Annotated in this window: 23 protein-coding genes; 11 read left to right on the top strand and 12 right to left on the bottom strand. The window is 52.8% G+C overall.

Annotated elements, in window-relative coordinates:
* Positions 1-48: 48 nt before the first annotated feature.
* Complete coding sequence (locus tag EHT87_RS11370) at positions 49-2,184, bottom strand: bifunctional aldolase/short-chain dehydrogenase (RefSeq protein ID WP_124906745.1); 2,136 nt, start codon at positions 2,182-2,184, stop codon at positions 49-51.
* 256 nt (positions 2,185-2,440) lie between these two features.
* On the opposite strand from EHT87_RS11370, the gene fdhD reads away from it, so the two are divergent.
* The gene (gene fdhD / locus EHT87_RS11365; RefSeq protein WP_124906744.1) at positions 2,441-3,280 is read left to right on the top strand and encodes a formate dehydrogenase accessory sulfurtransferase FdhD; all 840 of its coding nucleotides are present in this window, start codon (positions 2,441-2,443) and stop codon (positions 3,278-3,280) included.
* Positions 3,281-3,379: 99 nt separating this feature from the next.
* On the opposite strand, the gene EHT87_RS11360 is transcribed toward fdhD, so the two are convergent.
* The 6 genes from EHT87_RS11360 to EHT87_RS11335 form a co-directional block, all read right to left on the bottom strand.
* The gene (locus EHT87_RS11360; RefSeq protein WP_124906743.1) at positions 3,380-3,991 is read right to left on the bottom strand and encodes a tetratricopeptide repeat protein; all 612 of its coding nucleotides are present in this window, start codon (positions 3,989-3,991) and stop codon (positions 3,380-3,382) included.
* A 21-nt stretch (positions 3,992-4,012) separates the two neighbouring features.
* Positions 4,013-5,242: a porin family protein gene (locus tag EHT87_RS11355; RefSeq protein WP_124906742.1), complete on the bottom strand. Its 1,230-nt coding sequence runs from the start codon at positions 5,240-5,242 to the stop codon at positions 4,013-4,015.
* Positions 5,239-7,446, bottom strand: coding sequence for an urea transporter (locus EHT87_RS11350; RefSeq protein ID WP_124906741.1), 2,208 nt, complete (start codon positions 7,444-7,446; stop codon positions 5,239-5,241). The genes EHT87_RS11355 and EHT87_RS11350 overlap by 4 nt, the downstream gene beginning before the upstream one ends.
* A 21-nt stretch (positions 7,447-7,467) precedes the next feature.
* Positions 7,468-8,835 (bottom strand): type III PLP-dependent enzyme domain-containing protein, encoded by a 1,368-nt coding sequence (locus EHT87_RS11345; RefSeq protein WP_229320999.1) that lies wholly within the window; start codon positions 8,833-8,835, stop codon positions 7,468-7,470.
* A gap of 135 nt (positions 8,836-8,970) precedes the next feature.
* Positions 8,971-10,044, bottom strand: coding sequence for an ATP-grasp domain-containing protein (locus EHT87_RS11340; protein ID WP_124906740.1), 1,074 nt, complete (start codon positions 10,042-10,044; stop codon positions 8,971-8,973).
* Positions 10,041-10,283 (bottom strand): PqqD family protein, encoded by a 243-nt coding sequence (locus EHT87_RS11335; RefSeq protein ID WP_185716187.1) that lies wholly within the window; start codon positions 10,281-10,283, stop codon positions 10,041-10,043. The genes EHT87_RS11340 and EHT87_RS11335 overlap by 4 nt, the downstream gene beginning before the upstream one ends.
* A gap of 125 nt (positions 10,284-10,408) precedes the next feature.
* On the opposite strand from EHT87_RS11335, the gene EHT87_RS11330 reads away from it, so the two are divergent.
* From EHT87_RS11330 to EHT87_RS11300, 7 genes are all read left to right on the top strand, one after another.
* Entirely contained in the window at positions 10,409-11,137 is a 729-nt protein-coding gene (locus EHT87_RS11330; protein ID WP_124906738.1) for a LytR/AlgR family response regulator transcription factor, read from the top strand.
* Positions 11,138-11,171: 34 nt separating this feature from the next.
* The gene (locus EHT87_RS11325) at positions 11,172-11,762 is read left to right on the top strand and encodes an RNA polymerase sigma factor (RefSeq protein WP_124906737.1); all 591 of its coding nucleotides are present in this window, start codon (positions 11,172-11,174) and stop codon (positions 11,760-11,762) included.
* Between the two features lie 230 nt (positions 11,763-11,992).
* A complete protein-coding gene (locus EHT87_RS11320; RefSeq protein ID WP_124906736.1) occupies positions 11,993-12,292 on the top strand; it encodes a hypothetical protein in 300 nt (99 codons plus the stop codon).
* Between the two features lie 3 nt (positions 12,293-12,295).
* Entirely contained in the window at positions 12,296-12,829 is a 534-nt protein-coding gene (locus EHT87_RS11315; protein WP_124906735.1) for a Spy/CpxP family protein refolding chaperone, read from the top strand.
* 450 nt (positions 12,830-13,279) lie between these two features.
* On the top strand, positions 13,280-14,059 hold the full coding sequence (locus EHT87_RS11310; RefSeq protein WP_221622007.1) for a YHYH protein: 780 nt from the start codon (positions 13,280-13,282) through the stop codon (positions 14,057-14,059).
* On the top strand, positions 14,022-14,609 hold the full coding sequence (locus tag EHT87_RS11305) for a toxin-antitoxin system YwqK family antitoxin (protein WP_185716186.1): 588 nt from the start codon (positions 14,022-14,024) through the stop codon (positions 14,607-14,609). Before EHT87_RS11310 ends, EHT87_RS11305 begins: the two co-directional genes overlap by 38 nt.
* Positions 14,581-15,240 (top strand): SCO family protein, encoded by a 660-nt coding sequence (locus EHT87_RS11300; protein WP_229320997.1) that lies wholly within the window; start codon positions 14,581-14,583, stop codon positions 15,238-15,240. Before EHT87_RS11305 ends, EHT87_RS11300 begins: the two co-directional genes overlap by 29 nt.
* Before the next feature lie 54 nt (positions 15,241-15,294).
* On the opposite strand, the gene EHT87_RS11295 is transcribed toward EHT87_RS11300, so the two are convergent.
* A complete protein-coding gene (locus tag EHT87_RS11295) occupies positions 15,295-17,913 on the bottom strand; it encodes a PQQ-dependent sugar dehydrogenase (protein WP_124906732.1) in 2,619 nt (872 codons plus the stop codon).
* A 287-nt stretch (positions 17,914-18,200) separates the two neighbouring features.
* Between EHT87_RS11295 and EHT87_RS11285 the strand changes: the two genes are divergently transcribed.
* The 3 genes from EHT87_RS11285 (at position 18,201) to EHT87_RS11275 (ending at position 22,106) form a co-directional block, all read left to right on the top strand.
* A complete protein-coding gene (locus EHT87_RS11285; protein WP_124906731.1) occupies positions 18,201-18,887 on the top strand; it encodes an SDR family NAD(P)-dependent oxidoreductase in 687 nt (228 codons plus the stop codon).
* Between the two features lie 69 nt (positions 18,888-18,956).
* Positions 18,957-21,530 carry a glycoside hydrolase family 95 protein gene (locus EHT87_RS11280; RefSeq protein WP_124906730.1) on the top strand — a complete coding sequence of 858 codons (2,574 nt, stop codon included), beginning with the start codon at positions 18,957-18,959 and terminating at the stop codon, positions 21,528-21,530.
* A gap of 138 nt (positions 21,531-21,668) precedes the next feature.
* The gene (locus EHT87_RS11275) at positions 21,669-22,106 is read left to right on the top strand and encodes a nuclear transport factor 2 family protein (RefSeq protein WP_124906729.1); all 438 of its coding nucleotides are present in this window, start codon (positions 21,669-21,671) and stop codon (positions 22,104-22,106) included.
* Positions 22,107-22,195: 89 nt separating this feature from the next.
* Here EHT87_RS11275 and EHT87_RS11270 read toward each other — a convergent pair whose 3' ends face one another.
* The 4 genes from EHT87_RS11270 to EHT87_RS11255 form a co-directional block, all read right to left on the bottom strand.
* The gene (locus EHT87_RS11270; protein ID WP_124906728.1) at positions 22,196-22,675 is read right to left on the bottom strand and encodes a YdeI/OmpD-associated family protein; all 480 of its coding nucleotides are present in this window, start codon (positions 22,673-22,675) and stop codon (positions 22,196-22,198) included.
* A gap of 83 nt (positions 22,676-22,758) precedes the next feature.
* Positions 22,759-23,505 carry an SDR family oxidoreductase gene (locus EHT87_RS11265; protein ID WP_124906727.1) on the bottom strand — a complete coding sequence of 249 codons (747 nt, stop codon included), beginning with the start codon at positions 23,503-23,505 and terminating at the stop codon, positions 22,759-22,761.
* Between the two features lie 75 nt (positions 23,506-23,580).
* Positions 23,581-24,192, bottom strand: coding sequence for a TetR/AcrR family transcriptional regulator (locus tag EHT87_RS11260; protein WP_124906726.1), 612 nt, complete (start codon positions 24,190-24,192; stop codon positions 23,581-23,583).
* Positions 24,193-24,315: 123 nt separating this feature from the next.
* Entirely contained in the window at positions 24,316-25,092 is a 777-nt protein-coding gene (locus tag EHT87_RS11255; RefSeq protein ID WP_124906725.1) for an NUDIX hydrolase, read from the bottom strand.
* Positions 25,093-25,176 lie beyond the last annotated feature (84 nt).

The following is a 25,176-nucleotide window of genomic DNA, read 5'->3' as shown; positions in this document are numbered from 1 at the left end:
GCTTAACTCCCTTTACTCCACTCAACTCCGCGAAACAACTCTCTTTTATTATCTCACAAAGGCCATTGCCACACCGCCATCCACGTTCAGAACGTTGCCGGTGGATTTGCTCAGTAAACCGCCCACGAAGGCGAAACAGGCATTGGCAATGTCGTCCGGCAGAATGATTTCGTTCAGCAAGGTGCGTTTGGCGTAATAAGCCGGAAGTTCTTCCACCGTTACGCCGTAGGCTTTGGCTCGGCCTTCCGCCCAGGCTCCCGCCCAGATTTTACTGTCGGAAATAACCGCATCCGGATTCACGACATTGACCCGAATGTGGTCTTTGCCGAGTTCGGCAGCATTGAGTCGGCTCAGGTGCAACTGGGCGGCTTTGGCGGAACCGTAACCGGCGTTGTTGGGGCCGGAAACCAGACCGTTCTTGCTGGCAATGTTGATAACATCACCGCCCAGTTTCTGCTTGCGCATCACTTCAACGCCCTTCTGCGTCACCAGAAACTGGCCTTTCACCAGGACATCGTACAGCAGATCCCAATCTTTTTCGGTATGTTCTTCAATGGGTTTCGAGATCGACAAACCCGCGCAGTTCACCACGATATCGACACCGCCGAAAGCCACGGCAGCCGCGTCGAACGCCTTCCGGATGGTTTCAGCACTGGTTACATCGAGCGTTGCAGCGGTGTGCGTATCCCGGCCGTATTGCTGCCGGAATTCGTCATCGGCGCCTTTCAACCGGTCGGGATCGTTGTCGTTGATGACCACCACAGCACCCTCGGCCACAAACCGCTTGGCGATGGCTTTGCCGATTCCGCCCGCACTGCCGGTGATCAGGGCAATTTTGCCCGACAACGGTTTTGGCTTCGGCATCCGCTGCAGTTTCGCTTCTTCCAGCAGCCAGTATTCAATGTCAAACGCTTCCTGGCGCGGCAACGAGGTGTATTCCGAAATGGCTTCGGCACCCTTCATCACGTTGATGGCGTTGGTATAAAACTCAGCCGCCACGCGGGCGGTTTGCTTGTCTTTCGCAAAGGCGAACATGCCGACGCCGGGCCACAGGATCACCACCGGATTTTTATCGCGGATGGCCGGACTGTTTGGGTGTTTGCAGGTTTCGTAATACTCCGCATACATCGCCCGGTAGGCTTCATAGGCCGGAGCCAGTTTTTCCTGAATAGCCGCCGTATCGGTTACATCTTCGTCCGGTTTCAGGTCGAGCACCAGCGGGCTGATCTTGGTCCGCAGAAAGTGGTCAGGGCAGGAAGTACCCATCGGCGCCAGCCGGTCCAGATCGTTGGAATTGATGAATTCCAGCACGCGTTCGTCGTCCGTAAAGTGGCCGATCATTGAGGTGTGGTTCGAGCAGAAACCGCGCAGCACCGGTGCCAGCGTGGCCGCCTGTTTCAGCCGGGCGTCTTTGTCGAGGCTCTGGAGTTTGGCACCACCAAAAACCGGGCGACTTTTTCCGTAGTTTTCTTCCAGATAGTCAGCACATTTTTCGATGACTTCCAGCGTATTGATATAGCTTTCGTAGGCGGTATCGCCCCAGGTAAACAAGCCGTGCGAGCCCAGCATAATGCCCCGGATACCGGGATTCTGCTGCAGACATTCGTCCATTTTCAGGCCCAGATCGAAACCGGGGCGTTGCCATTCTACCCAGCCGATGGTGCCGTCGAACAGTTCCTGTGTAATTTTTTTGCCATCTTTGGCGGCTGCAATGGCGATGGCCGCATCCGGGTGCAGGTGGTCGATGTGGGCGAAAGGCAGAAAACCGTGCAGGGGAGTGTCAATCGACGGGGCCTTCGAAGACAGATCGAAAATGCAGTGGTTGAACAGCTCGACCATCTCATCTTCAAATTCGATTCCCCGATAGATGTTTTTCAAACTCCGCAGCCGATCGACGTACAAAGCCGCCAAACCGCTTCGCTTCATCGTACCGAGGTCACCCCCGGAACCCTTGATCCACATCACTTCGGTGTCTTTGCCGGTCAGTGGGTCTTTGGCCATCACTTTGCAGGATGTGTTCCCACCGCCGTAGTTAGTCAGGCGGAGGTCGGCACCTAAAAGGTTAGAACGATAGATGAGGAGGGCTACTTCGTCACCGGCCAGTTGGGCGGCTTTCGCTTCGTCCCATAAGTAGCTTACATGACGAAACTCGTTCGCCTGCCGTGTTTTGTTCGTACTGAGCATATCGAATTGATGTCGGAACGCCGACGCGATTGATTCTTCAGAGCCTAAATCTCTTTAAAAAGATGCTTTAGTCAACATTATACCCAAAGATAAAAGCTTCTGACAGGCTTACTTTCATGTACTGTCCTATTTTGTGCCTGAAAAATGAATTTTAGGTCTGTCTATTTGGCCATTTTAGAAAGACAAGTATCAAATTACGCTCATTTAAACTCTTTTCGGTTAATTGGGTTTTTTTAATAAATAGTATAAAAACCGTATGTTGTCCGTTTCACCTGTACGCATTCAGAAAATTAGTCAGGCGCATGAGCCTCAGGAGCATACTGATTTGCTGGCGGTAGAAGAACCGCTGGAGATCCGCCTGGGCTACGGCCCGCCCGACGACCGCCAGCAACGCAGCGTCGCCGTGACGATGCGAACGCCCGGCCACGACGAAGAACTGGCGCTGGGGTTTCTGTTTACCGAAAATATACTCGAAAGCCCGGCCCAGATCATTTCCGTCCGGCATTGCGTTTCCGACTCCGAAAAAAAAGGCAACGTTTTGCGGGTCGAATTGCAACCCGGTGTCGTCATCGATTGGAAACGGCTGGAACGGCACAGCTATACGGCTTCCAGTTGCGGTATTTGCGGAAAAGCGTCAATCGAGGCCGTTCAGACGGTTTGCCATCAACCACTGGGTTCCGATTTTCACCTGGAGCCTGAAATGGTTCACGCTTTACCGGAAAAACTTCGCGAATCCCAACGAACTTTTGCCTATACGGGTGGCTTACATGCGGCCGCCCTGTTCGATGAAAACGGGCAGTTGCTGCTGGTTCGGGAAGACATCGGGCGGCACAACGCGCTGGATAAACTCATCGGGGCGGCTTTCTGGCAGGGCTGGTTGCCCTTGAGCCGGTTTGGCGTGCTGGTAAGCGGGCGTGTCGCGTTCGAACTGGTGCAAAAATGCTGGATGGCGGGTGTTCCGATGCTGGCGGCTGTCGGCGCCCCGTCGAGCCTGGCGGTGGAACTGGCCAAAGAAGCCGGGATGACGCTGCTCGGTTTTGTTCGGGATAACCGGTTTAATCAGTATTCGCCGGTGACTTCGGACGTAAAGCATTGAAATGGACTGGTTTAGTTGTTGCCGACCCAGACTCTTTCGCGATCCGCAACGGGTTCGGTTGCAAGGGCCTGGGTCGGCAACAAATGGGTGAGCGATTGCTCATTGTTTCAAAGCCGCCAGTCCCTGCACCGCCGAAGAGTCGGTTGGCGTATTCAGCAAGGCGCGATTAAACAATCCGCGGGCTTCGTTGCTTTGTCCGAGCAGGTATTTGGTCCAGCCGAGCATGAGCAGGCTGTCGTGATCAAACGGATACAGTTTCAACACTTTCTGAAAATACCCTTCGGCGGTTTTGTAGTCCTTTCGGTAATAAAATACCAGCCCCATCCGGTAGTTGGTGACGGTATGGTTGGGGTCGAGCTTTAAAACCGCCTGGTATTGCTCCAGTACCTGATCCCAGTGGTTGAGGGCCGAGGCCGGTAGCGCGTAGCCCAATCGGGCCTCAATGGAAGTGGGCCGCTGCGCAATCGCTTTTTCGTAGTAAGTAACCGATTCGGGTAATAAACCGGCCAGGTAGTGCAGCCAGCCTTGCCGCAGATTGACTTCATACGAATCGTCGTTCGTTTTCTTCAAGGCTGCGATGGCCGGTTTATACGCCTTTTTAGCTTCCAGTGAATAACTTTCCTTAAAGGCGGTCAGCGTTTGGGCGTGCACGGATGGCAGCGAAATAATACTAAAAGCCAGGATGGCTGCGATTTTTTGCGTGGTTTTCATATTAAATAGTTGGTTTGTCGATTAAAATGGAATGGTCAGGCCGACTGTAGCAGTCAGGTAGTGGTAATGCTGGTTCAGGATAGTCGACTCCTTCCGTTCGTATTGGCCAAGCAGGTAGAGCGACGTTCGCCGGCCGACGCCCCAGTGGAGCAGCAGGGTCGTTTTGTCGGTCGTTGGGTCGGGGACGTTGTTGTAAATGGCCGTCGTTGATTCCAGAAAATTGGTGGTGTGGAAATACCCGTAGCCCGCCCGGATGCTAAACGTCGGTGAGGCCGTAAAAACCGCATTCAAATTCCAGAGCGGATTCCAGGTGCCTGTGAGCTGTTTTTTCTGGTATTCATAACTTCCCTGAAACCGTACCCGATGAATGGCATAGTCTGCGCCCAGCCCGATTTGCCACTGGCTTTCGGCGTTGGCAGGCCCGCCTTTGGGTGGCGGACCCTGGTCGGGTAACGCGTTGCCGGTGTTGCTGATTGTCGAATACGTCACCACCGGAAACACTTTCCAGCCGTCTCCGCTCCGGGTCAGATTGAGGTGAAAAACCGAGCCGTGCTGTTGCGGGCCGGTCATGGTGGTTCCGGAACCGTTTACCGAAAGCCGGTGAAAAGCCGGTGAAAGGAGCCAGCCGGATGTCACCCGTAAATCGGTACGGACGTAGTATTGCAGCTGGTTCAGATGAATGTCAGAACCGTAGCCCTGCGATAACCGGCTAAGCGATTGATAAAGCTGAACGAACGGGCTGATGCGATGTTCCAGGCCGATGGTCAGATAGGTCGCATTGCCGACCTGATTGGGAACAGAACTGATTTTGATACCGCTTTCCAGATTCAGGGACGTGATGAACTGGCGGGGGCGAAACCCCAGTCGCCGTTGCAAAACCGTCGGAAATTCGTCGGCCTGGGCAACGGCTTCGGCAGCGCGCCCATCGTACACCAGATTATAATACCGGTATTCCAGCGAAACGGAATCGCGGTGGTCGAACCGACGCGCCACGCTAAAATGCCGCCGGCTTTGCGCAAAATCGCCCCGCCAAAAACCGGCAATCCCCGCCCGTTGGCGCAACGCCAGATAGTCGATTCGGTTGTCGATAGCTAGTTGGCTGATTTCCAGTACCTTTTTCCAGTTCCGGCCCGAGTAGGCAGCCTGAATCTGGGCTTCGATACCGGGGTAATCCGGTTTTTCCTGGGCAAACCCTTCCTGAACCACAACCCAAAGCAGCAGTGTGGTGACCAACATGGACGGTATTTTCATACGGTTTCCTCGATTAAATCAGGGGTGGGCAGCCCGTCGGCACGTTCGGAAAGTGGCTGAATTTGCCGGGCAATGAGGGTTCGGTTTCGGTGTTTGATGGTCAACTCGCTGACGATCCCGTTTTCGAGCAAGAACCCAAACTCATACAGTTTCCGCGACTTACCCAGCACCTCCCGGTTTACCGACGACCGGATCTGCATCGTTTTGGGCCGGATGTAATTGTCCATCTGGCCGTAAGCCAGCCGGTAGCGATACTGGCGGTAAATGGCAAACGGAGCCAGAAAATCCTGCACCAACCGACCGGAACCGGTATCGACCTGGTGGAGGGGAATCGCATCGTCGATGGCGGTATTTCGGTAAAATCCCAGCATGACTTTGTACGCAGCCAGATAGAAATAGTACAAAAGCGTATGCCGGGGGCCGCTATACGACGAAAAGTAGAACATCGTCCCGTCGTTGACAAAATACGCCGTCGATTCGGTGGCGGCACAATACAGATACGACTGGTTCAGGCTGGTTGTACCCACCACCCAATCTTCCGCAAACCGTTCGGTATCCGATTCGGCCTGGAATTGCAACACCTGACCTGGCACAAATCCGAAGGCTTCCCGGAGCAGCGACGTGGTTCGGATGTTGGCAATCGTTTCGTTTTGCTGCGGCACATCGTAGCTTTTCAGGCGGCTGTCGGCGCTGGTTTTCAGCAGGTAATACGTAATGGGATGCCGGATCGTGGGGGCGCCAATGTCGGGAGTTGCCTGCACCTGAAAATGAATGTGTGGTTCCGGCGACCGTCCCGAATTCCCGAGTGCGCCCACCACATCGCCCTTCCGAACATAATCACCCAGCCGCACGGTGAAACTGTCTTTTTTGAGGTGTGCAATGTTGGAATACAGAAAGTCGGCGTGTTTGATGACAATCGCGTTGCCCCAGTTTTCCTTGATATTCAGGTTACCGATGGGGTTGTCTTCGATGCCATCCACAATCGCCACCACGTAGCCCGAAGCCGGAGCCACCACTGGCATGTTATAGCCATAATAATCGTCGGGCGTATGACCCGTGGTCCGGAAGGTTTTGTCGGCGGCATCGCGGATCACGAAATCCCAGGCAAACCGGTAGGCTTCCTTGTGGGTGTATTTTCCGTTATAGCCCTGATAAACAGACCACTCGCCAAAGAATGGCAAACCGATTTCTACGTAGGTCGATTTGCCGAACCGCTGCTGGTGGTTCCGAAACGAATACAAATTGATCTCGGGCGAATACTGCTGATGGATTACTTCCACCAGGCCCGGAATCGGGCCACCCTGACGCAGAACGTACAACACCAGCGGCACAACCGTCACAAACGGCAGCGACACCACGGCCAGGCCCGCCTGGCCAAACAGGTTTGTCCCCGCAACGGTTAACACCACCACCACCGGCATCACCAGCAACGCCAGCCCGTAGGTCCGCCAGTTGGGAATGTAGACAAAACCGCCCAGCGCAATAGCTGTCAGAATGAAATTAAAGCCGATAAAATGGTCGCTGACGTGAAGGGAGTTGCCACCAAGGCTGCTAAAAAAACCGTATCCCGCCAGAAACCCCAGAACCGATAGCGTGAAGCTAATCCGCGACGACCACAAAAGGCCCGCGACGATCAACACTCCGGCCATCCCATTGCCCTGAAACAAAATACCGCCCAGCGATTGCAGGTAAAACCGTATCCAGTCCGGTAGCGGCCCTTGTTGGCTAAAACCGTACCAGCGGGTTGGCTGTTCAGTAGAAACCGGCAGAAGTTTTAGTTCCGAAAAACCGCCTATAGCCAGCAGCATGATCCAGTAAACCACCACAAAAGCCAGACTCAGGGAAGGCAGCCTGGTCTGGCCCATCTGGTGAAAAAAGGCCCTGGAGAGCATAACCGTCAGCAAGCAAGCCGCGCCAAACAGGCCCAGAAAGGCCCCGTTTGGTTGAAGAGTCGAAGCCAGTCCGAGCGAAACCAGCACCCCGTTGTAGCCCAACAGGCCCTGTTTCAGTAAAACCGGATTGGTTCGCATCACCAATCCCAGCAGGTTACACAAAACCGCTCCGGCCAGCCCCCAAAAGCCGATGGCCGGGTTGGTGAACGACGCGGCCAGTACCAGCAGGCCCGTGACGTTGCTTTGCGTGAAAAACAGTTGCGCATAGCTAGGCAAGACCCCGGCTAAGAGGGTTTTGACGGTATTTTTCATAGATAAAAAGGGGGGATGGACTTATAAATCGAACGATTCGAGGTGGGCCGGGGTCGATTCCAACTGCGTGAGGTCCTCGACCGTTTCGTGTTTGCGGATCAGGTGAGGCTGGCCATCCAGATCGATGAGCACAATGTTGGGCCGAAGCGAAATAAACTGCATCCACTGCGTCATGTTGTAGGCCCCCACCCGGTGGACCACCATCTGATCGCCCTTGTTGAGGGGAGGAAGTTTCACGTTTTCGCGCACGACGTCGATGTTCATGCAAAGCGGCCCGTACAAAATCGCATCCTCGGCATACTGACTGCAATCCTGGGCGGGCGAAACCGCGTGTTCGTACCAGAACGACGTAAACAGCAGATTGACCCCGAAATCCATAATCGTAGCCCGTCGGCCATCCGACAACCGCTTGTTGGCCAGCACCGTACCGAGCAAATAGCCCGCATCGTCGATCAGGGCCCGGCCCGTTTCCAGAATCAGCAACGGCAGTTCTTCCGACCGGAAACCGGCTTTGATGAGCGTCGTGCAGATTTGTTCGGCGTAGTCGTGAAAAGAGGGCGTGATGTCGGTTCCGCTCAGGTAAGCCCCTTTCAGCGTATTTTTCGAGGCAAAGCCACCGCCCATGTCGAGGTACTGAATGTCCAGACCAAATTGCCGTTTGATGTTCAGGGCGAGGTCGGCCATTTTCGAAGCCGCAACCGCGTAGGCGCTGGTGGCCAGCATAAACGTGCCGACGTGGCAGTGCAGACCTACCAGATCCATTTTGTCGGTCTGGATGATTTTGGTGATGGCATCCCACGCCTGCCCGTTTTCGTAGTTGAACCCGAAGCGGTCCCACATCGGCTGAACGCCCGTGTCCATGTTCACGCGAATGGCCACTTTCGGGCGTTTGCCGAGTTTGGTACTCACTTCCATTAACCCGTACAGTTCGTCGAAGTGGTCGATGTGGATCGGCGAATTATTCAAAACCGCCACGCGGTGGTCGTCGGCGGTTTTGTCGGGGCCGTTGAAAATGATCTTGTCGCCGGGCACGCCGTTGCCTAACGCTTTCTCATACTCGAACCGCGACACAACTTCGGCCCAGGAGCCTTCCTGGTGAAAAACGCGGCAAACGGCGTTCATGTAATTGGTCTTGTACGACCAGGCGAACTGCACGTTCGGATACCGGTTGGCAAACGCGTTATAAGCTTCCTGATACGTCTGGCGAATGGTGCGCTCCGAAATCACAAACAGCGGAGAGCCGAAGCGGGCGGTCAGGTCTTTCACGGCCAGCCCGTCGATGTGCGTGTGGGGGATAAAACCGGTTTGCGCCCCGAATTTAGTGGTAACCCCCGCGTTCAACTGCTTGATAACCGGGCGTTCGTATTTTAGTTTTTGCAAGGTTTCCATTTTTTAATGAGTGATTGAGTGAGTGGTTTACGGTTTTCAGTATTCGGTTTACGGTGGCTGACGCATGCTTGCTGACGCGTTTGTAGCATGCGTCAGCTACCGTAAACCGAATACTGAAAACCGTAAACCTATTTTTTACGCCAATTCCATCGGCCGAATAGCGACCTCCCCCGTGGTGGCGATTTCCTGAAAACGGCTCAGGTCGCAGATCATATCCCAGGAGTAACGCACGAACATTTTGCCCACTTCATAGTCTTCCTGCGGGTCGACATGCTGGCCCAGTGCCAACCGCACCAGCCTATCGGGGTGGTTTTGCCCGCAGGCCGTTGCCAGGTAAACCCAGGCCGGAAAACGGGGATTGATTTCGATCAGGTACACATCGCCGGTGCTGTCTTCCTGCATCAGTTCCAGTTCCATGCCCCCGCCCCAGCGCGTTTGTGTAACCACCTTACGGGCCATGTCGAGCAGGTTTTCGTCGTCGATCGACACACCCGCCCAGCCTTTGCCATTGGGTGTAATGTAGGTTTTGCGCATGGCAACAGCGCCCATGAGCCGCCCTTTGCCGTCACCGAGGGCCGTGATGTTGTATTCCTGGCCTTTGATAAATTGCTGGAGAATCACCGGCGTTCCCCATTTGGCCGCCAGTTTGTAGAAATAGCCGTGGGCCTGTTCGGCGGTTTGGGCAACGTAGGCTTCGTAAAATTTGCCTTTTACCACTACCGGATAACTGAATTCACCGAGGGCGTCCGTCAGTTCGTCGGCGTTAAAAACCGTCAGACTTTTCGGAACGTTGATGGCAAAGCGGTCGCCAAATTCAACCAGTTTACCTTTGAGCCGCGCGTCGAACTGCTCCTGCGTAGGCAGCAGCGTCCGGATGCCCATACCCGCCAGGGTGTCGCTGATTTTGATGAAGCTGAATAACTCGGCGTCAAAATTGGGAATAATCAGGTCGAGACTTTCCTGCTCGTGAATATAGGTCAGCCGGGCGAGCAAGGTTTCGTGACCCAGCGACGGATACGGAATGGCATACACCATGTCCACCAGGTCGTCCATATAGACACCCGGTTCGAGGTTTTCGTAAGACAGTCCGATAATCCGGACGTCGAGGTGGCGGCTTTCGCGCAAACTCCGGATAACGGGAATACCGGGGCCGGGATTATCCGAATTATTGAGGCCCGTGACGGCGATGGTTACTGGTAGCTTGCTCATGCTTCGATCAGGTTTTGTTGGTTCAGCATTTTGATGAAATCATACAGGTCTTTCTCGCAGGTAGCCTCGTCGATTTCGTATTTTTCCAGCAGCAGCGTCTTCATTTCCGTATCGGTTTTGCCTTCCCGCAGCCAGTCCAGAATCCGGGTTCCGGTTGGATTGGTCGAGAATGAATCGCCCCGCGACGCGTTAAAAACAAAGCCATTTTCGCTGATAGCCACACTTTTTTTGAGTTTCATAAAGAACATGGGGTTTTAAGTGACCAGTGCAGTAAAGACGACGTCTAAGCTAAAAACCCTTCGAACGATTCAACCAAAACACCGGATTGTTCAGTAAACGGACTTAACCTTTCAGCCAACGGACCATGTTGAACGACGCCCCGGAATCCCTCCATTGTTTGATTTACGAAGAGACGCCCGACGCTGGCCGCTGGCTCAAACAAGGGCTTCATGGTTTATCGCCGGGGCAGGTGGTCCGGGTGGTCGATGAACTGGGTCTGTTTGAGCAAAGGCTGCGGGAAGAAGATTACAATCTGGTTTTTCTGGTGGTCAATGAGTTAACAATCAATGATTTCCTGTTTCTGCAACAACTGGATTTCTGTCCGCCCTTTTTCGTTTGCAGTTCCAATCGGGCCGTAGCGGCCGATGCCTACGGACTGGGAGCCGCCGGTTTTTTGTCCGGCGACCTCCCGCCCAAACACCTCAGCCAGCAGATTGGGGCGGTTTTGGCAAAAAATGCGCTGAGTTCGGGGAATCGCCACAAAGCCCCGGCGGTGCCGTTCATCTTCGTCAAATCAGACTACAAATTCATTCGGCTCAATTTCGACGACATTCTGTTCGTGGAAGGGTTGGGCGAATACCTGCGGATCTATACCGACTCCGCCAAACACGTTGTCCTCCAGTCGTTTTCCCGACTGATGGAAGTCCTGCCGGCGCAGCAGTTTCTGCGCATTCACCGATCGTATCTGGTCAATCTGCACAAAATCAATTTCATCCAGAATAATGTAGTTTCGGTGGGAAATCACCAGTTACCGATCAGCAAAAGCCAGAAGAAATCTTTTTTTGAATTGATCGAGCAGGTCGGGCTCTTTTAAGAATGCGGTATTTACCTTGAATGACAAGTCAGGAATGAACGACGGGCAAGACCTACTTTTGGCGATTCAGGGAATCCTGCAAGGCAACGAAGCGGCATTCAGGGTTCTTTACGAACGGACCAAAAACCGGGTGTATAACCTGGCGCTGGGGTATGTCCGCAACCGTGAAGATGCCGAAGAAATCACGCAGGATGTGTATCTGGACGTGTTTCTTTCGTCGCAAACGTTCAAGGGCGACGCCAGCGTAACCACCTGGCTGTACCGCATCGCCGTCAATAAATCGCTGGATTTTCTGAAACACCGGAAACGGCGCAAGCGCTTTGCGTTCTTCACCAGCCTGTTCGACACCCAGACGGGTGAACTGCTGCACCAGCCCACCGATTTTTTTCATCCGGGAATCGCGCTCGAAAACCAGGAGAATGCCGCCCGGCTTTTCAAAGCTATCGAGAAACTGCCTGACAAACAGAAAACCGCTTACCTGCTGACGAAAGTGGAAGGCTTGAGCAACATCGAAACCGCCGAAATCATGAACGCCAGCGTGGGGGCCATCGAATCGCTGCTACAGCGGGCAACCGAAAACCTGAAGAAACAATTAGCCGGTGTTTATAAGTCGTTGAGTGGGTAATAGCTATTTTCCCGTTTTCGCTCGCGTGTCGCGAGTGAGTTCTATCCAAAGGGCCTCTGGCCCGAAGCATGGCTTTCAGATGGAAACCAGCGTTTTGGAAATGAAGGTACGGGCCAGAGGCCCTTTGGATAGAACTCACTCGCGATACGCGAGCGAAAACGGAAAAACAGAGTGTAACAAATTTTTATTGTAACCCGTAGGAATTTTTCCCACTTGTCGTCTCAACCGCTATGGAACCTAAAAAAGAAAGATGGATTAACGCTATACTGAACAGTGCGGAGGGAATGCAACGGGCGGAACCCAGCCCCTTTTTGTTTGCCAAAATCCGCGATCGGCTGCAAACGGCGGCTGCGCCGGTGTATGTTTCGCCCGTCACCGTCTGGCTGACGGTTGCTTCCTTCGCCCTGCTGATTCTGCTCAACTGGCAGGTGATGGAAGGACCGTCGAATGCTTCGGTTTCTCAACCCGCGGATTTAACCACTGTTGCCAAGGAAATGAACCTGTTTCCGACCGGGAATCAACTGTATTAGACGATGGAGCGGACAAAATTGCTGACTTTCGCGGTGGTTGGGCTGTTGCTGCTCAACCTGGCAACCATTGGCTTTCTGGTGTTTAAACCGGGTGGAGAGCCACATTCCGGTCGCCCGGGCAGCCCGCAGGGTCGAGAAGAGCCCGCCAGAATCATCATCGAGCGGCTTCATTTCGATCCCGATCAGCGAGAGGCTTACCAGAAACTGATCGATGCGCACCGCAAACAGATGGGAATTCTGACTAAACAGATGCAACAATTGCACCGTCAGTATTATGGCCTGCTGGCGGCTACGTCGCCGGATTCGGCCCGGCAGGCGGTTTTGAGCCAGCAAATTGGCGACAACCAGCAAGCCCAGGCGGTGCTCAATTTCCGCCATTTCGGGCAGATCAAGGCCCTTTGTCGTCCCGACCAGCAGGCCGATTTCCGGCAGCTGGCCACCGAACTGGCGCGCTTGTTCGGTCGTCCCCATCCACCCCGGGAAGGGGCTGGAGAACAGCCGGAAGGGCCGCCCGAAAATTTTCCGCCCCGGCCGTAGGAATCCGTTGATGGTATCGTCTAAGGCAGAAATCAACCACCGACTTCCATGAATCGACCTCGTTTTTTTGCTGTGCAGGCTCTCGGATTAAGCCTTGCGCCTGCCATAAACGTGGCTTAATGGAACCCAAAATTAGATTGCCATTTTGCGAAGGGAGAAGATACCGGTGTTTGCCGGGAATGGTCGGAGTCAGGCTCGTTAGTATAAGAAAGGATCTATAAAAATGGCTACAAAAGCGGTTCCCAAAACAGGTTTATGACGACGGAAAGATCGACGCGAATTACGTCATTCGTCAGGGCGGGAAGTACGGTTTGCCGGGAGCAAAAAAAGCGTCAGTGTGGCCGACTGTGTATTCAGAAATTAAAAATAGATCTGCATTACTTTTTGCTGCTTTCTGCGTCTCAATGGTTTAGCCTCGTAATTAATCACACAATTGACACCATCGCCACAATGAATCGACTACCAAGAATTGCCATGCTAAGCGCCCTGACACTGGCCATGGGATTTTCCATAACCGCCTGCAAGAACAGCGACGACAGCACAACGCCCGACGCCGGCACCACCGTCGGAACCGATGTTCCTGCGGTTTACAAGAAGATTTACGGCGCTTCCGAAATTTATGTGGAAGGCAATTACATCGTGGTCAAATCCAAAGGCTTGCCCGATCACAAAACGCCTTATTATAAAGGAACGCAGTGGGAATCAGCGCTGTATGTGAACGATACCCGCTCCGGTTTCAAGGCCAATTCGAACACAATTAGTTCGTTCAGTTACGTCTTTAAAATTCCGAAAACGCCGGCAGTGGCTGCTACGCACAAAGCACTGGGAGCGGCCACCATTGGCGTTGCCATCAATGGCGTTCCGATTTTCAATCAGTATCAGATGGAAAACCAGTTGCTGACGCCCGGTGCGGGCGAATATGTTTCATTTGATTTATACGGTGGACATCCTACGCCGTTCAGTGAATATCATTACCACGTTGAGCCTAACTATTTGACCGCTACCAAAGGAAGCAGTGCCCTGATTGGCTTCCTGCTGGACGGTTTTCCGCTTTATGGCCCGGTCGAGAATGGTAAAACACTCACCAGTAACGACCTGGATGCCTACCACGGGCATACCACTGTAACGGCCGATTATCCCACCGGTATTTACCATTATCATACGACGGCAGATGCTCCTTATATCAACGGGAATGGCTACTATGGTACGGCGGGTACGTGGTCGAAATAAGCTGGTCTGGCTGCTGGCAGGCATCGCCATGGACTGTCGGCCCGCGCCCGAACCGGTCCACTACCTGGATGCCGCTCAAATTCAGATCCACACCCGAAATGGCGTTCATTATACCGGAAAAATACCGCTTTCGGGTGTTTTGTTTTCGGTTGACAATCAAGGCGATACCGTATTTAAAGTGCCTTTTCGGGAGGGGAAGGAAAATGGTGTCGCGAAGTTTTTCTATCCCAAAAACCGGTTGCGTGAAGAACGGATTTTTGTGAATGGCTGGAAGGAAGGAACCCACCGGGGGTGGTATGAAAATGGCAGGCTCCGGTTCGAATACCGCTTCCGCGATGATGAGTTTGACGGAAGTTATCGGGAATGGTTTCCGAATGGAAAACGATTCCGGAATATGAACTACGAAAAAGGGCAGGAAGCCGGTGTCCAACAAATCTGGTATTCTTCGGGAAAAATAAAAACCAATTACCTCATTAAAGACGACCGACGCTATGGATTGCTGGGTACTAAAAACTGCAAAAATGTTGTGGATAGCGTTTTTAGGAAGTAGTCTGCGGCTGATTCCTGTTTTTTTTGTGGCTTGTCAACCGGAAACCCACCCCGGTTTACCGTATTATAACACCCCCGACTTCACGCCGGTTTTTATGAAATCGGAAAACCAGCTGGCTGAGAAAGTTCCGCACACCATTGGCAGGTTTTCCTTCAAAGATCAAAACGGGACCATCATCAGCCAGAAAGCTATTGAAGGCAAAATTCACGTCGCTGATTTTTTCTTCACCTCCTGCGGAATGATCTGCCCCAGAATGACCAAACACCTGAAGCTGGTCGAAAAAGCATTTCCGAATGCGAAGGACCTGGTCCTGCTTTCCTACAGCGTTACGCCCTGGATCGATAGCGTCGCCCGGCTGAAGAAATACAGTCAGACCAACGGCATTCAATCAAAAAACTGGCATTTGTTAACCGGTCGAAAATCCGAAATCTACCAGTTGGCCCGGCAATCGTACTTTGCCGAAGAAGAATTAGGGTATAGCAAAGACAGCACGGAATTTTTGCACACCGAGCATTTTATACTGGTCGATCGACAAAAACGCATTCGGGGCATTTATAACGGCACCCTGGAACTTGAAATCCAACAACTCATTGCGGATATAAAAACGTTGCAACAGGAACGTTTGCGCTGACGGAACCGATTCGGCACGTTTTCCGGTACCCTGACCCGACGAAGTCGGTTGTGATTACGGTAGGCTCTTCCTGAATCGAACCTCTTTCACTTCCAGTAAGTCGATGACCGTCAGGCGGTTTTTGAAAACGATGTAAAGGTCGTGCTCACCCGCTACCGGTTTGATGGGCAGGGTTTTCGCCACCCAGTTTTTCTTTTTGCCGGTGGGCGGTACGTCCAGCTCGCCCACGAGTTCGCTGGCCGGACTGTCGAGCCGGACTTCGATGCTGGTGCCTTTGGTTTCCGTCGCCAAGGTGAAGTCGATCGCGTGAATACCGGTCAAATCGAGTTGGCGCATCATGACCCAGGCGGCTTTGTGAACATCGAATAGAATATCCTGGCGCTGGAGTTCGTAGTGATCGTCAAAATCCTGAGCGGTCAGCACAGAAGGGCGTAAGGCGATCATCGCCTGACGGGTTAACGGCCGGGCAACTTTGGTGCCTTTGTCGGTATAACGGGCCGTCAGAATGTAGGTTCCGCGGGCCGCCGGATCGGTGGCGAATTTGCCCTGAGCGGGTAGTTTTTTCTCCGTTTTTTCGTCCGACAAAGACAGGATATAGCGTACCATTTCAGACGTTACTTCATGCGACAGTTGCGGGTGCGCGCTCATATTCGCCTGGCCCCAAACGCCGGAACCGCCTTTCAGAATCTTCCTGCTGAGTTGTTCTACCAACGCCGGTTCGGATTTTTGGGGCTGGTATTTTGCGGCAATAGCCCGAAAACTCGGTCCGACGGATTGGTCGTTCAGCGCGTGACAGGCTTTGCAATCATTTTCTTCAATCCACGTGTAGCCGCGTTGGTTGGGCAAGTTGAGTTCGCCATTTTCTGAAAGAGAGACGGTTTTCCGGGTTGGCAAATACGTCAGTCTTACGTTGATGTCGGCCGGATTTACCGAACCATCTTCCTTGTCGTCCACCTTCACGCGGTAGGAAACCGCCGAATCATAAAACCGCCCCGGTTCGGCCAGTTCAATGGCTACTTTGGGCGGAGTATTGCCCACGCTCACCACGGTTTCGGTGGCAGAACGTAATCCAGCCCGGTCGCTAACTTCCAGCTTGACGCGGTAATTGCCCGGTTTCCGAAACGTGTAGGCTACGTCGGTGGTGGTGAGGCCGAGCGGTTTTCCGTTGATGAACCAGCGGTAGACGAGTTGGTCATCCTTGTCGTAATCCAGCGAATTTTTGGCTGAAAATTGAACGGACAACGGCACGGCACCGGCTTCGGCGGTGGTTTCCAGCTTCGCAATCGGCGGGCGATTTCCGGCCATATATTCAATTCGAACCAGGCGCGAATCGCTGTTTCCGCCCCACAAAGCCCCAAATTCGATGAGATACAACGCCCCATCCGGCCCGAATTTCATCGCAATCGGTTTGCGGAACGACGCAGAAGGCATAAACGACTCGATGGCTTTCAGGTTTTTCTGATCATCGAACGATACGGTTTTGATCCAGTTTCGCATCCATTCGCCCAGAAACAGTTTGCGGTCGAAATACGCCGGAAATTTGATGGGCGAGGGGTTTTTGGGGTCAAAATAATAAATCGGCCCGGCCACCAGGGTTCGTCCGCCGGAGCCCAGTTCCGGATGTTCGGTCGACACATCGTAGGGATACGCCAGAAAAGCGGGTTGTGCCGGGGGCAAATCCCGCAAACCGGTGTTGTTGACCGACGTGTTGATCGGGTGTTGCGGATCGAACCGAAACAGCACGGAATCTTTCGTGAAATCCACTTTGGCATACGGCTCATTGTTGCCGATAAACAGCGGCCAGCCGTGGTTACCGGCTTTTCGGGCCTGATTCAGTTCGTCGTATCCCCGTGGTCCGCGCGACTCCGTGTCGCTGGCATCGGGGCCGACTTCGCTCCAGTACAGCAGATCGGTATCTTTATCGACGGTCACTTTAAACGGATTCCGGCAACCCATGATGTAGATTTCCGGCCGGGTCAGCGTGTCGTTGTGATTGGCGAACAGATTGCCTTTCGGAATGGTGTAGGTGCCATCCGGTTCGGGATGAATCCGGAGAATTTTGCCGCGTAAATCCCGGGTATTGGCCGCCGAACGCTGGGCGTCGAAAATTTCCCGGCCGGGCCGTTCGTCGAGCGGGGCAAAATTGGTACCGAACGGATTGGTGTTATCGCCCGTGGTCAGATACAGATTCCCGTGCGTATCGAACGTCATGCCTCCGCCGGAATGGCAGCATTGCCACGAATCGCTTACTTCCAGCATCATTTTTTCCGAACGCAGATCGAGCGAGTCGTCCCGGAGTGTAAACCGCGACAGAACGTTGACGTTTTTTCTGGTTTTGGGTGCGTAGTACAAATACAGATGCCGGTTTTGCGCAAACCCCGGATCGAGCGCGATGGCCTGAAGGGTGGCTTCCGATGGCTGGGCGTCGATGTTCCCGATCTGCTTATTTTCTTTAGTAGCGACCCGGTGTACGTAAACCGCACCACCATGACCAATATAATACACATCCCCATTGGGTGCAATGTCGAACTCCGCCAGATCGCGGAGGTTGCCGGTCAGCTCCACTTTTCGGAAGCGGTGTTCATCGGGGGCTTCGGTTGGGCGATCCTGCCGAAAAGCCGCGGTTAATGCGCCAACTACGAACAGTGGAAGAAAAAAGCGGTGTATTTTCATGAGGTTTTTAGGAATAATCGATTCAAATGTAATTCAATCTGCGATGCTTTGGAAGATCCGTTTTCTAGGGGAAAAGCAGATTGAAGGCGGGTTGTCGCCCTGACCGCATCCGTTTCTGAGAAAACGGTTTCGAAATTTAAGGCGTACGGGATATATGATTACCTGAGTAAGCCCTTCAGGCCCGGCAAGCTATATGATCGGCTGGCAAAAATTCTGACCACAAACCGTTGATTTTTTATTTTGGCAGAAGTCGCTTACTTTGACTTCTTCTCATTAGCAAATCAAAGATGGCAACCATTTTATTGACTGGCGGAGCTGGTGGTCTTGGCCGCTCCATTACCCAAAATCTGTTGAAAAACGGACATACCGTTCTGGCCACCCTCGAACCGGGCGGCCACACGCTCGATCCGCAACCGAATCTGTTTTCGTACGAGCTTGATTTGACCGACGAAGCGGGTTGCCAGACGCTGGTTCAGAAAGTGGCGGCCGAACACGGCGGTATCGATGCGGCCATCATGCTGGTGGGCGGTTTTGCCATGGGTTCCGTGGTTGACACCGATTTTGCCGCCATCGACCGCATGATCCGATTGAATTTTCAGACTACCTACCAGGTGGCCCGACCGGTTTTTGACCAGATGAGCCGGCAGGTGGACGGGGGGCGGTTTGTCCTGATTGGTGCGCGGCCGGCGTTGATGCCATCGGCTGGAAAAAACATGGTGGCCTATGCCTTGTCCAAATCGCTGGTTATTCACCTGTCCGAGATTCTCAATGCTGCCGGGAAGGACAAAAACATCGTTTCGACGGTGCTGGTCCCGAGTACCATCGACACCCCCGCCAACCGGGAAGCCATGCCCGACGCTGATCCTGCGGACTGGGTGAAAGCCGAAGATATTGCTGAACTGGTTGATTTCGTGACGTTTGGTGCCGGAAAAATGCTGCGGGAGTCGGTTTTAAAAGTGTATAACAAGGCTTGACGCGGCTTTTGATTTTTGGCAAAACGGATTCCGTACAGTAATTCTCCCGGTAGGGCTGCTTTTAAATCCATGCACTTTTTACTTCTCTATTCCTTGAAACTTTGGTGGTTTTTGAGCCGAAAAACCGCCTGGATTGGTTTACTCTGGCTGATTATTCCTCCGGTAGTTGCCCAAAATCCGTCGGCGATCTGGTACCGTCAACCCGCCCGCAACTGGAACGAAGCCCTGCCCGTGGGCAATGGTCGTCTGGGTGCGATGGTGTTTGGCCGGCCCGCTGAAGAGTTGATTCAGTTGAACGAGTCGTCGCTTTGGTCGGGTGGTCCGGTCAATCGTAACCCAAATCCCGGCGTTGCGACGTATTTACCCCAGATTCGGGAAGCTCTTTTTCGGGAGGATTATGCCGCAGCCGCCAAACTGACGCAACACATGCAGGGGCTGTATACGGAAGCGTATCAACCGCTGGGCGATTTGCTGCTAAAGCAAAGTTTTACGGGCCAACCTGCTGATTATTACCGCGATCTGAATCTAAAAAACGCCACCTCCACCACCCGGTTTCGGGCCGATGGCGTTATGTATACCCGCGAAATCTTCGTCTCGGCCCCTGATCAGGTGGTTGTTGTCCGGTTGACGGCCGGTAAAAAAGGAATGCTGAATCTAACGGCATCGGTCCGGAGTCCGCATCCGGTAACAAAATCGGCGGTAGGGCGTGATGCGTTGATTATTCGCGGAAAAGCACCCGCCCACGCGGATCCTAATTACGTCAACTACAATCCAAAACCGGTTATTTATGGGGACTCCACCGGTTGCAAAGGCATGCGTTTCGACTGGCGGGTGAACGTCCGCTCGACGGACGGAACGGTGTCGGCCGATACCGCCGGAATCCGCATTCAGAATGCCACGGAAGCGGTTTTGCTACTGACGGCGGCTACCAGTTTCAACGGTTTCGACAAATGCCCCGACAGCGAGGGCCGTGATGAAAAGCAACTGGCCGAAACCTACCTGAAAAAAGCACTTTCCAAATCCGTCGATGCCATTCGACAGGCTCATATGGCTGATTATCAGCGGTATTTCAATCGAGCCAGTTTCACCCTGGCAACGGCTGCGCCGGTCAATCTTCCGATGGACGAGCGTCTGAAACGGTATGCCGAAGGCGGTGCCGACCCGGAGCTGGAAACGTTGTATTTTCAATTTGGGCGGTATTTGCTCATTTCAAGCTCCCGTCCTGGCGGACCACCGGCCAACCTCCAGGGACTCTGGAATCCGATGGTTCGGCCGCCCTGGAGCAGCAACTATACGACCAACATCAACGCCGAAATGAATTATTGGCCGGCCGAAATGGTCAATCTGTCGGAACTGCACACGCCTTTGCTCGATTGGATTGGGTACATGGCAGTAACCGGTCGCGAAACTACCAAAAACTTTTACAACGCCCGGGGCTGGACGGTTCACCACAATTCCGACATCTGGGGAGCCTCCAATCCGGTGGGTGACAAGGGCAAAGGCAGTCCGTCGTGGGCCAACTGGGCCGTGGGCGGAGCCTGGCTGAGTCAGCACCTCTACGACCATTATTTGTTTACCGGTGACAAAAACTATTTGCAGAAGTACGCCTATCCGCTGATGAAGGATGCGGCTTTATTCTGCCTCGACTGGCTGGTGGAAGACCCGCAGGGACGTCTGGTAACGGCTCCGTCGACTTCGCCCGAAAACGTGTTTATAACCGAAAAGGGCCTCAAGCAATCCGTCTCTATTGCCACCACGATGGACATGGGCCTGATTTGGGATGTGTTTTCGAACGTCATTCAGGCGTCTTCGCAGTTGGATGTTGATGCCGAGTTTCGGAAAGAACTGTCCGATAAAAAGCGTAAGCTGTTTCCGTTACAGATCGGCAAAAACGGCAATCTTCAGGAATGGTACAAAGACTGGCAGGACGAAGATCCGCAACACCGCCACGTGTCACACCTGTATGCCCTGCATCCGGGGCGCGAAATTTCGCCCCTCACCACGCCCCAGTTTGCCGATGCTGCCCGGAAAACCCTCGCCATCCGCGGTGATGGTGGTACAGGCTGGAGCAAGTCCTGGAAAATTAACTTCTGGGCGCGGCTGCACGACGGCAATCACGCCTACAAACTCCTGCGTGAATTGCTGAAACTGACGGGTGTTGAAGGCACCGATTATGCCAAGGGGGGCGGCACCTATCCCAACCTGTTCTGCGCCCACCCGCCGTTTCAGATCGACGGAAATTTTGGCGGTACGTCGGGCATTGGCGAAATGCTGGTGCAAAGCCACGACGGTTTGCTCAACCTGCTGCCTGCCCGACCCGACGCCTGGGCCACCGGTGAGGTGAAAGGAATGAAAGCGCGGGGTGGTTACGAACTGGACATGAGCTGGAAGGCTGGCAAACTGACGCGGGTAACAATCCGCTCGGCCCTGGGCGGTAACTGCCGTCTGCGGGTGACGAACGCCTTGCGGGGCGATGGAAAAACCCGGCTTCAAATTGCTAAAGGGACTAATCCCAATTCGTTTTTTCAGCAGCCGGAAAACCGGTACCAAACCACCAAACCGGAAACACCCGCCAACGGGGTCTATATCTATGACGTCGCTACGGAACCCGGTAAAGCGTATGTTTTGCTGGGAGCCAATTGATTTTTAACACAAAAAGAAGTGATAACAGAAAATAAAGACAAGAGAGGTGCGACAAGGCCAAATTCCATCTCTTGTCTCGCTGCTCGTCTCTCACCTCTTTATTATAATGCCAGTATTTACATTAAACGCTAATTTTCCATGAAAACCCTGAAATGCCTGATTGTATTGCTGCTGGTAACCGGTAACCTGATGGCTATTGATCCCGTTAAGAAAGATGAAAAACAGGCTGTTGAACAAGCCGTCGAGAAACTGCGAAAGGGCATCATCGATGCCGATCAGCCTACCCTGGAGGCCCTGGTGACCGACCAGCTGACGTACGGCCACTCGAACGGACTTCTGGAGGATAAAGCCGCTTTTGTCAAGGCATTGGTGAGCAAAGAGTCTGATTTTGTGACGATCGATCTAACGGACCAAACCGTTACGATTGTCGATAATACCGCCTGGGTGCGGCACAAAATGGCGGGTACCACCAACAATAAAGGCGTGGCGGGTACGGTTAAACTGTCGGTTTTACTGGTTTGGGTAAAACAGAAAGGCGACTGGAAATTGCTGGCCCGGCAGGCGGTTAAAATTTAAGTACGGTATACGGTTTTTGGTTTACGGTTTACAGTGGCTGACGCATGCAAACAAAACGCGTCAGCCAACCGAAAACCGTATACCATTCTTTATTTCTCCGAATCCTTTTGCTGCCTCAACAACCGGTTGATGGTTTCGGCCATGCGTTCAATTTTGGTCTCTTCACTTTTGGCCGAATCAATCCAGTCTACGCAGGCTTTTTGCTCCGCTTTCGTGTAACTCAAAAACGTTTTATGCGCGGCTGGCTCATCTTCCAGGCAAAGCATTAGATCCTTTTGGGTATCGACGGGTGCCTGAACGGGATACAGAACGACCTGAACCCAGTCGCCTTCTTTCTTCCCGATCTGCTTCCGGATTTCGGCTTTTACCGGCAGAAAAAGCTGGCCATTGCCCATCGGCATCAGGCTGTAATTCTTTATTTCATACCCATCGATTGTGCCGTTCACTTTCACCCAGTTGAAATACGCCTTTTTATCCGGTTTTACTTCGGGCAGTGCGGCATACGTCCAGCCACCTTTCCCCTGAAATTTTTCCAGTACATAAGAGCCATTCACCAACGGGTTTTCCATAGCAGTAACGCATCAACGTAATGGCCAAAGATAGGCAGAAAATGACGTCCAGAATAGCGGTGAACAAAGGAAAGCGGCCTCTTTTAGCGACCGGTATTTAACGCCAGAAAAGCTTCTTCGGGTGAGGACAGGAAGAGTTTATACAGCGAATCGGTCTGGCCGACGCGGATTTCGTAGGTGTCGCTTTCCAGCGCAGCGAGCAGTTCTTCGGCCACAACGACGGGCGAAATGCCATTGATACCGCCAATTTCCTGCGAAAAATCGGTATTGACCAGCGGGGGCATCAGTTCAAACACCTTGATGGCGGTATCTTTCGCCAGCGTATACCGCAACGACAGCGTATAGGCGTGCAAGGCCGCTTTGCTGGCGGAATAGGTTGCCGTGGTATGACCGGGAACGAAGGCTACAATGGACGACACGTTGACCAGCGCAGCTTCGTGCTGCTTTTTCAGTAGCGGCAGCAATTTCTCCGTCAAACGGATGATCGAAAGGTAGTTGGTCGTCATTTCTTCCCCGGCTTTGTCGCTCGCCTGAATTCCGTCTTCGGATAGGGAATAATAGAACGCACGACCGGCATTGTTGATGACCACATTCAAGGTCGGGAAGTCTTTATTCAACCGCTCCACCAACTGATTGACATCGTCCGGATTGCTGACATCGGAAACGATACCGGTGGTATTTTCCAATTGGGCTACAGCCTCCTGCAGGCGTTTGGCGTTCCGGCCGGTAATGATGACCTGGTTGCCATTTTGAGCAAACAATTTGGCAATTTCAAAGCCGATTCCGGCGCTGCCGCCCGTTATTAAAACCGTGTTGTTCTGCGTTTTCATGATTGTGAAATTTACTGTGAATGATTACATAAAAATTCATTATATACCGATCGGTATATAGCGGGGTAAAAAAAATTAGTTCCCTGGTTTGGCTTCAATTTCGTGAATTAGTTTCCGGGCTGTTTCCAATACCGTATCGAGATAAAAGGCATTTTGGGTTGTTCGGGCTATGAAAATACCGCCCTGAATGAGAGCAACCAGGTTGATGGCCACCTTGTCGGCATCCGTAGTGTTCGAAAATTCGTTGAATTGCATACCGTGCCGGACAATCGCTGCCAGTTGTTGCTGCGTATCAACCAGTTCCTCCGCTACACGTTTCCGGAGCGGTTCGTGCGTATCATCGGCCTCGATTCCGGCGTTTAAGAGCGGGCAGCCGCCTTCCGGAAACTGCTGGATTTCATCCTGGCTGAAGGTATTTATGAAAACCATCAACTTCTCTTTACTGCTGACGGCTTTGTCCAGTTTTTCGCGGATCAGCTTGTTCCGGCGGGCGGCATTGAAATTGAAAACCGCCAGCGCAACGTCATCTTTGTTTTCGAAATTTCCGTAGATACTGCCTTTCGTCAGCCGGGTTGCCTCCGTCAGATCCGACATCGATGTGCCCGCGTAGCCCTTCTTGTTGAAGATACCGGCGGCCTTCTCAATGATGAACTGGCGGGTGGTTTCGGAGCGGGGTGAAAATTTCATGCTGCAAATATACCGATCGGTATATGAATTGCAACGTATTTTTGAAATTAGTTTCGTGACCCGTCGGCAGCGGCCTGGGTTACGGGCGAAATAGATCGAAGGAAATCACAAAACGAAGGCCATTCAATACGTATGCACAATGCCTTGTTTGAGGGCATTCTCATAGGCATCCTTCTCAAACTGATAGAGATAGGGCGACCGATGGGGACCAATGGCGCGTTGTTCATCTAACTTTTTGATCAGGCCCAGTCCCACGAGCTTTTTGGCAAAGTTGCGCTGATCCAGCTTTTTTCCTAGAATCGTTTCATACAACGTGTGAATTTCCGGGAGTGTGAATTTTTCGGGTAACAGATTATACCCGATCGGCTGGTGATAAATCTGAAGCCGCAGGGTGGCCAGGGCCTTTTCCACGACCTCGTTTTGATCAAATAACAGCGGAGGAATTTCACTCACATCCCACCACTGGTAATCGACTGTGAAAAAGTCCGTTCTAACGCTCACTTTTGAATAATCCACCAGGGCAAAATAGCCAATCGACAACGTTCGCTCAAACAACCAGGTATTGCCGTCAATAGCCAGGCCATACGTTTCATTAAATTCGTTGACGCTCCGTTCCTGAACCCGGTAGGGGGAATCCCCAAAAATGTGAAACTGTTGCAGGAACAAATCTTCCAGACCGGTTCGCTCGTGCAGGATGCGGTGAGCCGCCTGGCTCAGGGGTTCTCTCCGCTGAATAAAACCGCCCGGCAGCCCCCAGCCATTCAATCCGATCCATTTGAGGAGTAAAACCTTGAGCTGCTGATCGTGGTAGCCAATGATGACCGGGTCGATGCTCAGGTGGGGGAGATACTGCTGATGGCCGTTTTTGACAAAGTCGTTGACTTCTTCCTGGGAGTTCATAAACCAAAGATAAAAAAAATTAATCCGTATAATTTACGGATTGTAAATTAAAACGATCTATATTTATTCCGTAAAATTTACGCT

The organism is Larkinella knui, assembly GCF_003858645.1.
Taxonomy (GTDB): Bacteria; Bacteroidota; Bacteroidia; order Cytophagales; family Spirosomataceae; genus Larkinella; species Larkinella knui.
Note: the sequence above shows the minus strand (reverse complement) of the source record. Positions and strands in the feature narration are given on the sequence as shown.

What these genes read in the sequence shown, in the direction of transcription:
- EHT87_RS11315 (WP_124906735.1), top strand. Translation starts at nt 12,296, where the DNA reads ATGGAGCGGACAAAATTGCTGACTTTCGCGGTGGTTGGGCTGTTGCTG.
- EHT87_RS11295 (WP_124906732.1), bottom strand. Translation starts at nt 17,913, where the DNA reads ATGAAAATACACCGCTTTTTTCTTCCACTGTTCGTAGTTGGCGCATTA.
- EHT87_RS11270 (WP_124906728.1), bottom strand. Translation starts at nt 22,675, where the DNA reads ATGGAAAACCCGTTGGTGAATGGCTCTTATGTACTGGAAAAATTTCAG.
- EHT87_RS11305 (WP_185716186.1), top strand. Translation starts at nt 14,022, where the DNA reads ATGGCTACTATGGTACGGCGGGTACGTGGTCGAAATAAGCTGGTCTGG.
- EHT87_RS11275 (WP_124906729.1), top strand. Translation starts at nt 21,669, where the DNA reads ATGAAAACCCTGAAATGCCTGATTGTATTGCTGCTGGTAACCGGTAAC.
- EHT87_RS11300 (WP_229320997.1), top strand. Translation starts at nt 14,581, where the DNA reads ATGTTGTGGATAGCGTTTTTAGGAAGTAGTCTGCGGCTGATTCCTGTT.
- fdhD (WP_124906744.1), top strand. Translation starts at nt 2,441, where the DNA reads ATGTTGTCCGTTTCACCTGTACGCATTCAGAAAATTAGTCAGGCGCAT.
- EHT87_RS11345 (WP_229320999.1), bottom strand. Translation starts at nt 8,835, where the DNA reads ATGGAAACCTTGCAAAAACTAAAATACGAACGCCCGGTTATCAAGCAG.
- EHT87_RS11325 (WP_124906737.1), top strand. Translation starts at nt 11,172, where the DNA reads ATGAACGACGGGCAAGACCTACTTTTGGCGATTCAGGGAATCCTGCAA.
- EHT87_RS11360 (WP_124906743.1), bottom strand. Translation starts at nt 3,991, where the DNA reads ATGAAAACCACGCAAAAAATCGCAGCCATCCTGGCTTTTAGTATTATT.
- EHT87_RS11320 (WP_124906736.1), top strand. Translation starts at nt 11,993, where the DNA reads ATGGAACCTAAAAAAGAAAGATGGATTAACGCTATACTGAACAGTGCG.
- EHT87_RS11330 (WP_124906738.1), top strand. Translation starts at nt 10,409, where the DNA reads ATGTTGAACGACGCCCCGGAATCCCTCCATTGTTTGATTTACGAAGAG.
- EHT87_RS11280 (WP_124906730.1), top strand. Translation starts at nt 18,957, where the DNA reads ATGCACTTTTTACTTCTCTATTCCTTGAAACTTTGGTGGTTTTTGAGC.
- EHT87_RS11355 (WP_124906742.1), bottom strand. Translation starts at nt 5,242, where the DNA reads ATGAAAATACCGTCCATGTTGGTCACCACACTGCTGCTTTGGGTTGTG.
- EHT87_RS11370 (WP_124906745.1), bottom strand. Translation starts at nt 2,184, where the DNA reads ATGCTCAGTACGAACAAAACACGGCAGGCGAACGAGTTTCGTCATGTA.
- EHT87_RS11260 (WP_124906726.1), bottom strand. Translation starts at nt 24,192, where the DNA reads ATGAAATTTTCACCCCGCTCCGAAACCACCCGCCAGTTCATCATTGAG.
- EHT87_RS11265 (WP_124906727.1), bottom strand. Translation starts at nt 23,505, where the DNA reads ATGAAAACGCAGAACAACACGGTTTTAATAACGGGCGGCAGCGCCGGA.
- EHT87_RS11310 (WP_221622007.1), top strand. Translation starts at nt 13,280, where the DNA reads ATGAATCGACTACCAAGAATTGCCATGCTAAGCGCCCTGACACTGGCC.
- EHT87_RS11335 (WP_185716187.1), bottom strand. Translation starts at nt 10,283, where the DNA reads ATGAAACTCAAAAAAAGTGTGGCTATCAGCGAAAATGGCTTTGTTTTT.
- EHT87_RS11285 (WP_124906731.1), top strand. Translation starts at nt 18,201, where the DNA reads ATGGCAACCATTTTATTGACTGGCGGAGCTGGTGGTCTTGGCCGCTCC.
- EHT87_RS11340 (WP_124906740.1), bottom strand. Translation starts at nt 10,044, where the DNA reads ATGAGCAAGCTACCAGTAACCATCGCCGTCACGGGCCTCAATAATTCG.
- EHT87_RS11350 (WP_124906741.1), bottom strand. Translation starts at nt 7,446, where the DNA reads ATGAAAAATACCGTCAAAACCCTCTTAGCCGGGGTCTTGCCTAGCTAT.
- EHT87_RS11255 (WP_124906725.1), bottom strand. Translation starts at nt 25,092, where the DNA reads ATGAACTCCCAGGAAGAAGTCAACGACTTTGTCAAAAACGGCCATCAG.